Origin of the sequence: Flavobacterium sp. N2550, assembly GCF_025947265.1 — a bacterium.
GTDB classification, from domain to species: Bacteria; Bacteroidota; Bacteroidia; order Flavobacteriales; family Flavobacteriaceae; genus Flavobacterium; species Flavobacterium endophyticum.
On record NZ_CP110007.1, the window covers coordinates 3,134,086 to 3,149,742 of the forward strand.

Here is a 15,657-nt window from a genome sequence, read left to right on the forward strand (position 1 = left end):
CAAGCGTAGTCATGTATCACTGTGTTACTGGTGTTTTTACATCCGAACAATCATTGCATTCCGATCATTCAATCGCTTAATTTCCATTCTTAAATACTATGAAAAGAATAGTCGTATTAACAGGCATTATTGCCTTGTTGTGCCTAACAAGTTGTGCAACTAAAGAAGAAAAAAAAGAAGAAGCCGACAAATTTACAGTGACGAATCCTGTAAAAATCGATACTACATTTACCAAGGAATATGTTTCGCAGATAAGATCTGTCCGAAACATCGAAATCCGTGCCCAAGAAAAAGGATTTCTACAAAACATTTATGTTGATGAAGGCCAATTTGTAAAGGCCGGACAGCTGTTGTTCCGAATCATGCCAAAACTATACGAGGCAGAATTGCTTAAAGCCCAAGCAGAGCAAAAGGCAGCTGAAATAGAATTGCAAAACACTAAAATATTAGCCGATAAAAACGTCGTTTCTAAAAACGAACAGGCCGTTGCTCAAGCCAAACTTCAAGCCGCAAAAGCTGAAGTTGCATTAGCGAAACTTCATTTATCATTCACAGAAATCAGGGCGCCATTTGACGGAACTATCGACCGTATCCCGCTCAAGCTAGGAAGCCTTATCGAGGAAGGCGAATTATTGACCAGCCTTTCTGATAACAGCCAGATGTTTGCCTACTTCAATGTATCAGAACCAGAATACCTTCAATACCAAACTGAGGTAAAAGATCGTGCAGAAAGCAAAGTAAACTTGCTTTTAGCCAATGGCGAATCTTTTAAATACAAAGGAAATGTAGAAGTTATCGAAAGCGAATTCAATAACGAAACGGGAAATATTGCCTTTAGAGCTCGATTCCCCAATTCAGAAAAATTGCTTAGAAATGGTGAAACCGGAAAAGTGCAAATGCTGGTTCCGTTGAAAAATGCTATTGTAATTCCGCAAAAAGCGACTTATGAAATTCAAGATAAGAAGTATGTTTTTGTGGTAGGCAAAAATAATGTGTTGAGCTCAAAAGAAATTACTATTACTGGCGAAATTCCAGATTTGTATGTGATAAGCAGCGGTCTTACCGCAAATGATAAAATCTTGTTGGACGGTATCCAGAAAGTAAAAGATGACGAAAAGATTTCTTACGGATATGTTGCTCCTAAAACGGTGATGAATAATTTGCGTTTAAAAGCAGAATAGGTCTATTGTTTTAATCATTAAAAAATACAAAAATGTTTAATAAATTTATTCAAAGACCTGTACTGTCGATAGTAATATCGCTAATAATTGTCTTTTTAGGGGTATTGTCGGTAATGAATTTACCTATTACCCAGTTCCCTACCATCTCCCCTCCGATGGTTAATATTACAGCAGATTATCCGGGATCTAACGGTGAGCTAATGATCAAATCAGTTATCATTCCTTTAGAAAGAGCTTTAAATGGAGTTCCGGGAATGAAATACATGACTTCTGATGCTGGAAATGACGGTGAGGCAAGCATACAAGTTGTATTTAATTTAGGAACCGATCCTAATCAAGCCGCCGTTAACGTACAAAATCGTGTCGCTTCGGTTACCAATAAGCTGCCTCCGCTGGTCGTAAGAGAAGGTATAAAAATTACCCGTGAAGTTCCGAGTATGTTGATGTATGTGAATCTGTATAGTACGGATAAAAATACCGACATGAAGTTTCTATACAACTATGCCGATATCAACGTGCTTTCAGAATTAAAAAGGGTTAATGGTGTCGGTTCTGGAGATATTTTAGGAACACGTGAATATGCCATGCGTATCTGGTTAAAGCCTGATCGCATGTTGGCTTATAAAATATCGGCCGACGAAGTAATGGAAGCATTATCAAGTCAGAGTTTAGAAGCCTCACCTGGTAAAACGGGTGAAAGTTCGGGTAAACGTTCTCAAGCGTTTGAATATGTATTAAAATACTCTGGACGTTTTACGACCAAGGAACAGTATGAAAATATTGTTGTACGATCGAATCCTAATGGAGAGCTTTTACGTCTGAAAGACATTGCCAGCGTTGAATTTGGCAGTTCGATGTATGATATTTATTCGAACTTAAACAGCAAGCCATCTGCGGCTATCGTACTAAAACAATCTTTTGGAAGTAACGCAAACCAAGTTATTAAAGACGTAAAAGCCAAACTCGAAAAAATCAAGCAAAAATTTCCAAAAGGAATGAATTATGAAATTTCATACGATGTCTCTAAATTCTTAGATGCCTCGATCGAAAAAGTAATCCACACTCTGATCGAAGCCTTTATTTTGGTAGGATTAGTGGTCTTTCTTTTCTTAGGCGATTGGCGCTCTACAGTTATTCCGGCAATTGCAGTACCCGTCTCGCTGGTCGGAACGTTTGTGTTTATGCAATTCTTCGATATTTCCTTGAACTTAATTACGTTATTCGCCTTGGTTTTGGCTATTGGAGTCGTAGTCGATGATGCAATTGTGGTTATTGAAGCCGTCCACGCCAAGATGGAAGAAGAACATCTCTCGCCATTTAAAGCGACTAAAAAAGCGATGCATGAGATTGCCGGAGCTATTATCGCCATTACATTCTTGATGGCTGCCGTATTTATTCCAGTTGCCTTTATGTCAGGTCCTGTGGGAGTTTTTTACAGACAGTTTTCGATTACGATGGCAACGGCTATTATCCTTTCGGGTGTTGTAGCTTTGACTCTGACACCGGCTCTTTGTGCGATGATGCTAAAAAACAATCATGGCAAGCCTAAAAAGAAAACACCTGCAAACAGATTTATCGACGGTTTCAACAACAAGTTCAATCTAGCACAAGGCAAATACCAAAATGTACTAGGCAAAATCGTAAATAGAAGAGCCGTTACTGTTATCGCCTTGCTCGGTTTTTGCGCGGGAACATGGCTGATCAGCAGCACCGTTCCTTCTGGGTTTATTCCGAATGAAGACCAAGGAATGTTTTATGCGATTATTCAAACGCCGCCAGGTTCATCGTTGGAAAGAACAAATAATATCGCAGAAAAACTACAAAAAATAGCCGAAGGCATAGAAGGAGTAAAATCGGTTTCTTCATTGGCTGGTTATGAAATTTTGACCGAAGGTACCGGAGCCAATGCAGGAACATGTTTGATCAACTTAAAAGACTGGGAAGACCGAAAACAATCTGTACAAGAAATTATGACAGAATTGGAAGAAAAGTCGAAAGATATTCCAGGTGCAAATATTGAATTTTTCCAACCGCCAGCAGTTCCAGGCTATGGAGCGGCCGGAGGATTTGAACTTCGTCTTTTGGACAAAACAGGCTCTAGTGATTTCAAAAAACTGGAAGAAGTAAATAAAGAGTTTGTGGAAGAATTGAGCAAACGTCCTGAATTGTCTAACGTGTTTAGCTTCTTTAGCGCCAGTTTTCCTCAGTACATGATGAAAGTTGATAATGATTTGGCACAACAAAAAGGAGTTTCTATCGAAAACGCCATGAACACTTTGTCGACTCTAGTTGGAAGTAATTACGAAATTAGTTTTATCAAATACGGAATTAATTACAAAGTAATCGTTCAAGCGGCTCCAGAATATCGTGCACAACCTGATGACATCTTAAAACTCTATGTGAAGAATAATAAAGATGAGATGGTGCCTTATTCAGCCTTTATGAAATTAGAAAAAGTATACGGTCTTTCAGAAATTACAAGACACAATATGTATACTTCGACTGAAATTAGCGGTGGACCTGCTCCGGGATATAGTTCGGGTACGGCTATTAAGGTAATCCAAGAAGTGGCAGAAAAAAAATTACCTAGAGGATATGATATTGACTGGGCAGGTATTTCTGCCGATGAAGTAGCACAAGGCAATCAGGCCATCTGGGTATTCTTGATCTGTTTGGGATTTGTATACTTAGTCTTGGCAGCTCAATATGAAAGCTTTATTCTACCACTATCCGTAATTCTTTCCTTGCCAGCAGGTATTTTTGGTGCTTTCCTTTTGCTAAAATTAACCGGATTAGAAAATAACATCTATGCGCAAGTTGCCATGGTAATGCTTATTGGTTTATTGGGTAAAAATGCCGTATTGATTGTAGAATTTGCTATACAAAGGCACGCAGCCGGCAAGTCCGTTTTAGAAGCTGCCATGGAAGGAGCCAAAGCAAGGTTCCGTCCTATCTTGATGACTTCATTTGCTTTTATCGCCGGATTATTGCCTCTTGCATTTGCGACAGGTCCTGGTAAAATTGGCAACAGAACCATTGGTACTGCTGCTGCTGGAGGTATGCTTATAGGAACTATTTGCGGTGTGTTTGTAATTCCTGGATTGTATTACATTTTCGGTAGAATATCAGAAAAGTACAAACTGGTAAAACATGAAGAAGAAAATCCATTAACAGAAGAAATTGATAACAATCATGTATAAAATCAAATTATATCAATACAGTATAGCTTTAGCCCTTTGTCTTGCCGTAATAAGCTGCAAGGCGCCACAGACTATAGCCGAAACGCCAAGCAAGCCTCTTCCCGAAGCATTTGGAAATGTAAAGTCAGAGGACACTACTACTATTTCTACTCTAAAATGGAACGATTTCTTTAAAGACCAAAATCTTGTCGAGTTGATTGATGTTGCCCTGAAGAATAATCAGGAACTGAACATGACGTTGCAGGAGATAGAAATTGCAAGGAATGATATCCGTGTCCGCAAAGGCGCTTTATTGCCGACAGTTGGTGTTCGTGCTGGAGCTGGACTAGAAAAAGTAGGCCGATATACAAGCCAAGGTGCTGGTGATGCTTCAACAGAAATAAAACCAGGAGTCGAAACACCAGATCCACTACCCGATTACACAATCGCTGCCTATGCGAACTGGGAAGTTGATATCTGGAAAAAACTGCGCAATTCTAAAAAAGCTGCGGTGAACCGATATTTGGCTACGGTTGAAGGCAAAAACTTCGTCATTACCAATCTTATTGCTGAAGTTGCCGACTCTTATTACGAGCTACTGGCTTTAGACAGCCAGTTGGATATTGTAAGACAAACTATTGCTTTGCAGACCAACGCTTTTGAAATCGTAAAAGTTCAAAAACAGGCCGCAAGAGCAACAGAATTGGGCGTTCAGAAATTTCAAGCAGAAGTCTTGACTTCAAAAAGCTTAGAGTTCAATATTCTCCAAAGAATTAAAGAAACAGAGAATAAAATCAACTTTTTGTTAGGACGCTATCCGCAAGAAATTAAAAGAGATAAAACCAATTTTACTGATTTATTGCCAGCAGCCGTAAATTCTGGAATTCCATCTCAATTACTGACGAATCGTCCCGATGTAAAACAAGCTGAATTAGAACTAGTAGCTGCAAAACTAGATGTAAAAGTGGCACGTGCCGAATTTTACCCTTCGCTTGATATTTCTGCCGCTTTCGGCGTACAGGCATTCAAGCCAGCTTATCTGTTTACATTCCCTGAATCGATTTTGTATTCGTTGGCAGGCGATATTGCCGCACCTTTGATCAACAGAAATGCTATCAAAGCCGAATTTTCAAGTGCCAATGCAAGACAACTTCAAGCCTTATACAATTACGACCGTACGGTTTTGAATGCCTATCTAGAGGTTTCAACACAGCTTTCTAAGATCGATAACCTCCAAAAAGGCTACGATTTAAGATCACAACAAGTCGATGCCCTAAATAAATCCATTGATGTTTCCAATGATTTGTTTAAATCTGCCAGAGTTGATTATTTCGAGGTTTTGATGACGCAAAGAGATGCCTTAGAAGCTAAGCTAGAGCTGATAGAAACTAAAAAAGAACAACTCAATGCGGCAGTTCATGTGTATAGAGATTTAGGAGGCGGCTGGAAATAGGCTAATACTTAAAACATAGTTTTTCTAAAAAATTCCTCGTCAATTAAAAAATAAATATTTTAAGTGGCGAGGAATTAAACATTATAAAAATAGCATTTTTTAGGCATGTCAGAAAAATGGCATTAAAGTTTTCTGAATGGCTTGGAAATTTTCACAAAAAAATTATATTTGGAAAAATTAATTTCCAATATGAAAAACATATTCATCGCCTTTATTTTAGGACTTAGTAGCGTTACTTATTCTCAAACCGACTATTCTTTTGTATATGACAGCGAGGCCTTTTTGAAAGAAGGTATCCACCTCTATGAAGAAGGAAAATATCAAGATGCTATTAAAGCGTTTGATAAGATTGTAAAAAATGACCCTAAATTTTATAGTGCTCAATATGAAAAAGCTTTGGCTCTTTCTGCCAGCGAAGATAAAGAAGCAGCAAAAGCATTTTATGAAGAAGCCTACAACAAAGGCTACATGAAAGAAGAACCTGAATTTTACATGGCCTATGGAAGCTTTTTGAGCGACCAAAAAGACTATGAAAAATCAGAAAAAATGTTTTTAGAATCTCTAAAGACATTCCCCAATTCAAGTACATTATTTTATAATTTAGCATTACTGTATGTTCGCAAAGAAGAGCGACAAAAAAGCGTAGATTATCTTGAAAAAGCAATTACAATAAATCCAAATCATGTCGGTTCTCATTACCTTTTAGGTTTGATTGCACTTGAAGATGGTCGCGTAACCGAAGGTTCATTAGCCCTACTCGCCTATCTTACACTTGTTTCCGAAGGCAAAGGCTGCGAAAATGCAATCTTAAAGCTAAATGCTAAATTCGCTGAAAACTATCTCGAAAAAAGCAAACTCGTTTTCTCCAAATCAGGTGATAATTTTGAAGAAATCGATGTCATCTTGCGTAATTCACTGCCTCTAAAAAGTGCGTACAAAATCAATTCTACAATTGATGATGTCATCACTCGCCAAGTACAGGCAATTGCAGAATATGCCGTTGACCATAAAATGGAGAACGGTTTTTTTGAAACAACTTACATTCCATTTCTTGCCGATATTATAAAGAAAAAACAGTTCGAAGGTTTTTCCTATCATATATTATTAGGCATGAAAGACCAGCTAGGTAAAAAACTTAGTTCACAGAATAAAAAGATCACAGCTTTTTATGAAAATTATATTTCTAAAGATTTTTGGCAGGTATTTGCAAAACGCAATGTTGATTTATTTGGCAAACAAGAACAAGTGGTGATCTATCTAGAAAATGGCAAGCCCTATCTTTTAGGCAAAGAAGAAAACGGAAAAAAAGTTGGCAAATATAAAGTTCTCAATAGCAGCGGAAACATGGTCAGTGAGCTTAATCTAGTTAATGACCAATTAGACGGCTTACAAAAATACTACGATAATAAAGGTCGCTTGACCGAAGAAAAGAACTATTCTAAAGGCAAAGCAGAGGGTAAAAGAACCAAATATTACGAAAATGGCAATATTGAATTTGTAGAAAATTATAAAAATGATATGCTAGAAGGAATCAGCACTTCCTATTATATTAATGGTGGAAAAAACTGTGAAGTAAATTTTGTCAATAATGAGCGTGATGGGGCTCTTATTTGTCTGTACGAAAACGGGACAAAGAAAAGTGAAATTAATTACTCAAAAGGCAAGCTACATGGCAACTATATACAGTATGATAATGCTGGAAATATATCAAGTACTTATCCTTATACTATGGAAAAAATTGACGGTAAGGTCTATGAATACTATAATGGAAAGGTTTTAAAGTCTGAAATTGAATATAAAGCAGGTACAATTTCATCGCCTTATAAAAGCTATTTTGCAAACGGAACACTTAAGGAAGAAACCACTTATGTAAATAACAATCCTGCCAAAGCTATAATTAATCTTGCTAATGGGAAAAAATCCTATGAAACGCTTTATGACAAAGAAGGATACGTAGCCACCAACAATTATTACAATGGCAATGATGCTCCTTATTTCCAAGAAACCTTAAAACGAGGAGAAATAAAATCTGCCTTACAATTTGAACCTGGAAAACCAAAGCCAACAGAAGTACCTGTAAGCAAAGGAACTTATGTTATGAAAAGCCTAGAAGGTTCTGTACTAACAAAAGGCAATTATGAAAAAGGAATAAAAAAAGGCGAGTGGAATTACTTTTATACTACCGGTTCTTTGAATACACAAGAAAGTTATGAAAACGGAACCCGAACCGGCCTTGCACGTACTTTTAATCCTGATACGCGCCCTTCGTCTGTCTTCAATTATGTTAATGATACTATTTCGGGCGTATATGAAAGTTTTGAAAATGGCAGGCTCGCGAATGTTTATCACTATAAAAATGGCGAATTAAATGGCCTTCATAAGTCCTTTTATCCTGATGGAAGTATTTTATCAGAAAATTTCTATAGCGATGGTACGTTATATAAAAGCTTTAATTATTGGCAAAATGGCAATATCAACCTTATGACAAGGTATATAAATAATACCCCAGTCAAAATGGAATCGTACAGCACCGAAGGTAAAAAACTAAATGAAGTTGATTATACCAATAAAAACGGTAAAATGACCACCCTTTACAATAATGGTATAGAAATACATGAATATACACTAACAAACGGTTTATTTGAAGGAAAATATCTTGTAAAAGACAAAAACGGCAAGACAAGGTCAGAAAGCAGTTTTACCAATGGTATCAGAAATGGCAAATCAGCTGTTTATGGTCCAACTGGAGGACTTCAAGTTGAAAGGAATTATTACGCTGGAAAGCCAGACGGAATTTCCAAATATTATGATATTGCTGGAAATTTGAGAATGTCAGACAATTATATTTTAGGCAATAATACGGGACTATTAACGCGTTATTTCCATAATAAAGGAAAATTCTTAGAATACAACCAACTTGATGGCGACATTGAAGGCGAAGCCAAATACTACAATCAAAAAGGCGATAACATTCTTATCCTAGGCTATCAAAATAATGCATTGGTCTATTATATAAAACTTGACAAAGACGGAAAGCTGACTGAAAAAACGCCTATCGCTGCTCAGACAGCCAAAATAATTTCGTCATATACAAACGGAAAAACTGCCATTGAAATTAATTTTGTGAAAGGCAATATTGATGGCAAACTCATAGTTAATAATCAAGAAGGCAAACCTGAATTTGAAGCCAATTATGACATGGATCTTTTATCAGGACCGAGAATAGAATACTATTCTAATGGAAAAATCTATAAAAAAGAAAATTTTAAAAATTCTTATTTCGAAGGAGTACAAGAGTTTTTTAAAGAAGACGGCAAGCCTTTACTGACGGCAGAATATAAAAACGATGAATTGCATGGACTATGCAAAATTTATACTAATGGAGTTGTTTCTCAAACCCAACGTTATGATTCAGACGAACTTATTGAAATTACTAAGTAATAAACCTCTTGTTCTATTCTTATGTCTTTTTGCCCTGCAAGCCAAGGCACAAGAAAAAGCCCCGCTGTTTTTAGAATACAAAAAAAAGTACGGAGACATTAATGAGCTCATCATAAGCAATAAAAGTTCGTATGATATTTTTGTTGAAAATAAAAAGTTGCGCGTCTTGCAAGACAATTATTATGAGTCGATGATTCTTTCTGAAAACGGCATCCTAAATAATCAAGAAAACTTTTCTTATTCTGAACTCGTAAAACTGAATCAGTATGAAGCCTATTCTATTATCAATGATAAGGGTAAAGACCGTAAGATTAAAGTAACACAAACAAATGAAAAGCAGGCAAGGCAAAATTCTGTCTTTTACAATGACGTAAAAGAAAGACAGCTTATTTTCCCCAACCTTGAAGCCGGTGCCAAAAAAGTATATAGCGTACAGACTGAGTTTGTCGATCCCTTTCTATTGCAGAGTTTTGTGTTTGGAGACAATTTTCCGATACTAAATTCAACCTTTGAAGTGCGTACTGACAAAGACATCAACATAGGCTATCGCATTTTCAACGATCCTACAAATAGCATCGAATTTTCTAAATCTGAAAAAAAAGGCAAATACATTTACAGTTGGACATTAAAAGATGTAAAAGCCGTAAAAATGGAACCTAATAATCCTGGCTTTCGCTATTTTATACCGCATATCAATGTATACGTAAAAGATTATACCATCGATAAAAATAAAATCAATGTGCTCGATAATACCGAAAAGCTCTATGATTATTATAAATCGTTTATAAAAAACTTAAATAAGACCGAAGACGACAATCTCAAAACTCTTTCAACGGAACTGACTACAGGGCTGACATCAGATGCTGAAAAAATCAAAAAAATATTCTATTGGGTAAAAGACAATATCAAATACATTGCTTTCGAAAATGGTTACGAAGGTTTTATACCGCGTGAAGCCAGCCTAATCTATAAACGCAAATTTGGCGATTGCAAAGACATGGCAAGCATTATTTCTTCGATGGCTAGTTATGCCGGAATAAAAGATGTCACCGTTTCATGGATCGGAACACGAGAAATACCTTATTCGTACGAACAACTTTCAACTCCTGCTGTCGACAACCATATGATTGCGGTATACAACGATAATGGTAACTATGTTTTTTTGGATGCTACCGATCGTGAAACACGCTACGGACTACCGACATCATTTATCCAAGGAAAAGAAGCGCTGTTGAGCAATGGTGATACCTATAAAATAATAACAGTTCCTGTAGTTACAGCAGAAAACAATGAGACTTTTGAGACTCTCAAGCTCAGTTTGGACAAAGAAAAAATCATAGGCACAGGAACGGTAGGCTATAACGGATTTTCAAGAAGCAGCATATTGGCGCAAATAGGAGACGCTTCAAACAAGACTCGTTTTGAAATGATTAAAAGCTTAGTGCTAAAGGGAAATAATAAATTTCATCTCAAAGAATATACAGAAGCCAATGTTTCAGACCGGGATAAGCCTTACCAGATTAATTTCAATTTTGACTTGGCCGATTATGCAATACAAGTAGACAAAGAACTCTATATCAATCTTTTTCTAGACCGCATGTATGAGAAACTTACATTAGAGCCAGATCGTACAACTGCATTTGATCTTGAATATCTGGCTGCTTATAACGGTCGTTATGATTTAGAATTACCAAAAAACTATACGGTCAAATACCTTCCAGAAAATTCCAGTTTTGATAATGCTCTTATGAAATTCGATTGCCAGTACGCCAATAAAGCAGGACTTGTTTCTTTAGAAGTAAAGATAAAATTGAAAAAAATATTGCTTGAGCAGTCCGATTTTGCCTTATGGAACGAGACGATCAAAAAACTAAAAAACACCTATACACAAACTTTAATACTTACCGAAAAATGATTTTAAAACTTGGAATAAAACCCCTCCTATTATTCTTTATTTTCTGCGGTTCCTATGGATATGCACAAGACTTTTCCTTTAAGAACTATACTTGGGATGAAAAACAAACTAAAGAAGAGATTCCTGCCAAATACAAGGATGAAAAAGAAGCCATACTCGAACGAAATACCAAGGTAGAATTTATTTCTGAAAAAGGTAAAGCAATCCAATACTATCTTTTGCACGAGAAAAGATATATCAATAGCGATGATGCTGTAGAACGAAACAATAAAATCTATATCCCTTTTGGATCCAACGAAAGCGTACTTACAACAAAAGCACGCGTTATTCTAAAAAATGGTAAGGTAATAGAACTGAACAGTAAAGATGTAAAAGAAGAAACCGATGAAGAAAGAGGCGTCAACTTTAAATATTTTGCTGTCAATGGTCTTGAGAAAGGGGCTATCATCGAAAAGATATTTATTTTGGAAGAACTTCCAGAAATCAAAGGGAATACTGTAAAAATGCAGGACGAATATCCGATCGCAAAAAACACCTTTCAATTGATCTATCCTGACCATTTGGTATTTCGTACCAAAGGTTATAATGGTCTTTCCGAACCTGTCATTGAAAAAAAACTGCCAAGGGAAAATTTTACCACTTTAACGATTAATGAAATCAATACTCCTGCATTGGATGACAATGAAAATTATTCGAACTGGAATAGCAACATTAAGCGATTCCGCTACAAGCTAGATGAAAATCTAGCAAATGGTGCAAAGAATCTTTACAATTTCAAAGAGTTTTCTACAAACTTATATGAAAGATTTCATCCGCAATATGATAAAAAAGAACAAAAGGCTATAGATGAATTTTGTAAAAGCATCACCAAATCCAAAGACGTGCAAGAGCAGGTTTGGAATATCGAGAACAAAATCAAGAAAACCATAAACTACAGCCGTTATATTGATAGCCAAGAAACGCTGCAGGATATCATTAAATCAAAACAAGCCAATCAAAGCGATATTTTGAGGCTCTACATTGCCGTATTTGACAAAATGGGCGTAGAAACCAATCTTGTATTTACGTCAAATCGTTATAAGGTTCCTTTTGATAAAGATTTTGAAAGCTATGAAAATCTGGATGAGATTTTGTTTTACTTTCCAACAATCAAAAAATTCATGACTCCTACCGAGATTGAGTACAGAATTCCGCTAATACCAAGCGTATTGGCTGGTACAAATGGACTTTTCATAAAAGAAAAAACCTTTGCTGGAACAAAAATGGGAATTGGTGAAATTAGCACGATCGACATTCCGAGTGTAGAAATTACCCATGACATAATGGAAATTACGGTAGACTTTACAAAAGATATCGAAAATCCGATCGTAACTGATAATATTCAATTTGGGGGCTATTCTGCCTTCAATTTTCAGCCCATCAAAGATTTTGCCTCTCCAGAACAATATAAAACCGTTCTGAAAAGTATTGCAGAAAATTATACTGTTGAAACAGAATACAAAACACTAACGACTGAAAATGACGGAGTAGACAATATTGGCAAAAAACCATTCATATTGAAAGTAACATTTGAAGGAAAAGACTTGATTCGAAAAGCTGGAGATAACTACTTATTCTCTGTCGGACAAACCATTGGAAAACAGATGGAACTTTATCAAGAAAACAAACGTATGCTTCCTGTAGAAATAGATTATCCACATGCTTATACCCGCAAGATCAAAATCCTACTTCCTGAGGGAGTCACCGTAAAAAATTTAGACAAATTCAATATGAATTATACTGCTGATGTAAACGGCAAAACCGAAGCCGCTTTTGTAAGCAAGTATGAGAAAAAAGGAAATGAGATTGTTGTAGAGAATACAGAATATTACAACATTCTTCATTATCCTCTTGAAAATTTTGAAGCGTATAGAACCGTAATCAATGCCGCCGCTGACTTCAATAAAATTGTGATTATTCTAAATAAACAATAGACAAAAAATCCGGACAATGTTCCGGATTTTTATTTTTAAATAGGTTCGAAAGCTTATTTATTCAAATAAGCATCAACAATATCAAATCGCATTACATTCAAATCAACGGCATCGGTATTTGACAAAAAGATAAAGGTCAATCCTTTATCAATAAGATGAACCCAATTGGAATGGAAGCCATAGCCTCCTCCTTGCCTTTCGGCCAAAAGGGTTTCTATTTTTCCAAACTTTTTAGGATAGACCCAAAAGCCTAATGCTGTTTCGTCTAAGTTGCTATAAGGCGTCAGCATTAAATCAACTGTTTCTTTTTTCAATAAGGTATGATTGAAAATTGCTTGGTCAAAAAGCAACATATCTTCTGGTGTCGAATACATAGCGCCTGCCGAATACAGGTTGTCGATGTAATAATTGGTCGGACTATAAAATTTTTGCGCTAAAGAATCGTCATAAGAATACCCTTCGGCCATGCCTTTTATGATATCGATATGATGCAGATAATCGGTATGCTGCATTTTTAACGGTAGTAGTATTTTTTTCCCGCAACACTTCTTCATACGATTTACCGCTTACTTTTTCGATAATTTTCCCTAACAGTATGTAATCTCCATTGCTATAATCAAATTTAGTTCCTGGTGGGTTGATCAATTTTCCTGAGCAATATTTGTCGATAAAAGTATCCAAGCCCCAGATGTTGTTGCTATACACATCTAAGAAATCTCTCATTTCCTGTAAATCCCTACCGCTACTGTACGTCAGCAAATTTTTGATTGTAATTTTATCTCTTCCTTCTCCTTTATATTCAGGATAATAAGTCGAAATTGTCGTATCAAGATTTATTTTATTTTCTTCATACAGTTTCATAATCAAAGCGGCCGTAAACGTTTTTGTAACCGAAAAGATATGGAATCTCGATGCTTCCGAAAACTTAATATCATAATGCCTATTTGCAATTCCTGTATATTTCAGATACTCTATTTTTCCGTCTTTTGCAATCAATACGGCTCCATTAAAACCTTTTTGAATATAGGAATCCATTACTGTAGCAACCTTTTTTGTTTGCCCGATTATCAAATGAAACGTAAAAAGAAGAAAAAAGACAGAAAACTTTTTCATAAAGTAAAATTAGAAGTGAGAAGGTTGATAAAAGAACATTACAAATATAACTTTTAAACCATCACACAAAGTTGCTAAGTTTGTAAATAGAAAATTTGAATCACGTCTCCTTTTTTTTGCACGAGCGCTCTATTACATTTGTAAAATCCTACATAACATTCTATAAATTCTATTAGAAAATAGTGCTTTCTGTATAGCATCTATGAATTTCTGCATAGCAATTCATAAATCCTATTAAAGAAGAGTAATTTCTGTATAGCATCTATCAGTTTCTGTTGGCAATTCATAAATCCTATCAGGAAAAAGCAGTTTCTGTGTAGCATCTCTCAATTTCTATATAGCAATTCATAAATCCTATTAGAAAAGAGTAATTTCTGTATAGCATCTGTCAGTTTCTGTTAGCGATTCAGAAATCCTATCAGGGAAAAAGTAGTTTCTATATACCATCTCTTCTTTTATTTTGGCATACACTTTCAGACAGTTATTATATTTTACCTTTTTGCTTACTTGAGAAAGCTAATTTCGTAGTTTTGCTCTTTCAATCCGAAACTTTCCATGAGACTCAAATCCATCAACATACCTCCTATTCCTGCCGTCCTCATGGCAATCATAAGCGTCCAGTCTGGAGCAGCTATCGCAAAAAGTCTTTTTCCGACTATCGGAGCTCCGGGAACGGCTTCATTAAGGATTGGCATCTCGGCAATTATCTTGCTGGCCGTGTATCGACCGAACTTGCGCAAAATTACGCTCGATCAATGGAAATTCGTACTTCCTTATGGCTTGTGCCTTGGAGCCATGAATCTAGTTTTTTATTTTGCTATAGAAAGAATTCCGATCGGGTTGGCGGTAACATTAGAATTTATCGGTCCTTTAATGGTCGCCGTCTTAGGCTCAAAACGTATTGTCGATTTCTTGTGGGTATTGCTTGCAGCAGCTGGCATCATTTTAATCGCGCCTTGGACTACTAATGGAGTTGATATTTTAGGAGCGTCGCTTGCCTTATTGGCAGGTGCCTTTTGGGCAGCCTATATCGTATTGGGCGGAAAAATTTCAGCTATAATGAAAGGCGGCGATGCTGTGGCAACCGGAATGCTTTTCGCAGCCCTGCTCGTTGTTCCTTTCGGAATCTTTGGAGAAGGGCTAAACAATCTTACTCCTCAGCTTTTGGGCATGGGTATCGCTCTTGCGTTATTGTCTAGCGCTATTCCGTTTACGTTAGAAATGAAGGCTCTGGGCCAGCTCCCTGCACGTACCTTCAGCATCTTGATGAGTTTAGAACCCGCCGCGGCTTCTATCTGTGCTTTTATATTTTTGCAGGAATATTTGTCTTTCAATGAAATTTTAGCTGTAGCTTTTGTAGTTACGGCATCTGCAGGCTCAACAATTACGTCTAGGCGTTAGT

At 36.4% G+C, this 15,657-nt stretch carries 9 protein-coding genes; 7 read left to right on the forward strand and 2 right to left on the reverse strand.

Annotated elements, in window-relative coordinates:
- Positions 1–98: 98 nt before the first annotated feature.
- The 6 genes from OLM56_RS13780 to OLM56_RS13805 all read left to right on the forward strand — a co-directional run bounded on the left by OLM56_RS13780 (position 99) and on the right by OLM56_RS13805 (position 13,142).
- Positions 99–1,181, forward strand: a complete 1,083-nt coding sequence (locus OLM56_RS13780; RefSeq protein ID WP_121377613.1) for an efflux RND transporter periplasmic adaptor subunit — start codon at positions 99–101, stop codon at positions 1,179–1,181.
- Between the two features lie 32 nt (positions 1,182–1,213).
- Positions 1,214–4,381 (forward strand): efflux RND transporter permease subunit, encoded by a 3,168-nt coding sequence (locus OLM56_RS13785; RefSeq protein WP_182492089.1) that lies wholly within the window; start codon positions 1,214–1,216, stop codon positions 4,379–4,381.
- Complete coding sequence (locus OLM56_RS13790; protein ID WP_264527386.1) at positions 4,374–5,813, forward strand: TolC family protein; 1,440 nt, start codon at positions 4,374–4,376, stop codon at positions 5,811–5,813. The genes OLM56_RS13785 and OLM56_RS13790 overlap by 8 nt, the downstream gene beginning before the upstream one ends.
- Before the next feature lie 189 nt (positions 5,814–6,002).
- Entirely contained in the window at positions 6,003–9,254 is a 3,252-nt protein-coding gene (locus OLM56_RS13795) for a tetratricopeptide repeat protein (protein ID WP_264527387.1), read from the forward strand.
- On the forward strand, positions 9,220–11,169 hold the full coding sequence (locus tag OLM56_RS13800) for a DUF3857 domain-containing protein (protein WP_264527388.1): 1,950 nt from the start codon (positions 9,220–9,222) through the stop codon (positions 11,167–11,169). Before OLM56_RS13795 ends, OLM56_RS13800 begins: the two co-directional genes overlap by 35 nt.
- Positions 11,166–13,142 (forward strand): DUF3857 domain-containing protein, encoded by a 1,977-nt coding sequence (locus OLM56_RS13805; RefSeq protein WP_264527389.1) that lies wholly within the window; start codon positions 11,166–11,168, stop codon positions 13,140–13,142. The genes OLM56_RS13800 and OLM56_RS13805 overlap by 4 nt, the downstream gene beginning before the upstream one ends.
- Positions 13,143–13,195: 53 nt before the next feature.
- Here the strand turns inward: OLM56_RS13805 and OLM56_RS13810 are convergent, their stop codons facing one another.
- Together OLM56_RS13810 and OLM56_RS13815 are read right to left on the reverse strand one after the other, a co-directional pair.
- Complete coding sequence (locus OLM56_RS13810) at positions 13,196–13,654, reverse strand: beta-lactamase family protein (protein ID WP_264527390.1); 459 nt, start codon at positions 13,652–13,654, stop codon at positions 13,196–13,198.
- Positions 13,587–14,255 (reverse strand): serine hydrolase domain-containing protein, encoded by a 669-nt coding sequence (locus OLM56_RS13815; protein WP_264527391.1) that lies wholly within the window; start codon positions 14,253–14,255, stop codon positions 13,587–13,589. Before OLM56_RS13815 ends, OLM56_RS13810 begins: the two co-directional genes overlap by 68 nt.
- 555 nt (positions 14,256–14,810) lie before the next feature.
- Between OLM56_RS13815 and OLM56_RS13820 the strand changes: the two genes are divergently transcribed.
- Positions 14,811–15,656, forward strand: coding sequence for an EamA family transporter (locus OLM56_RS13820; protein ID WP_182492095.1), 846 nt, complete (start codon positions 14,811–14,813; stop codon positions 15,654–15,656).
- Position 15,657 lies beyond the last annotated feature (1 nt).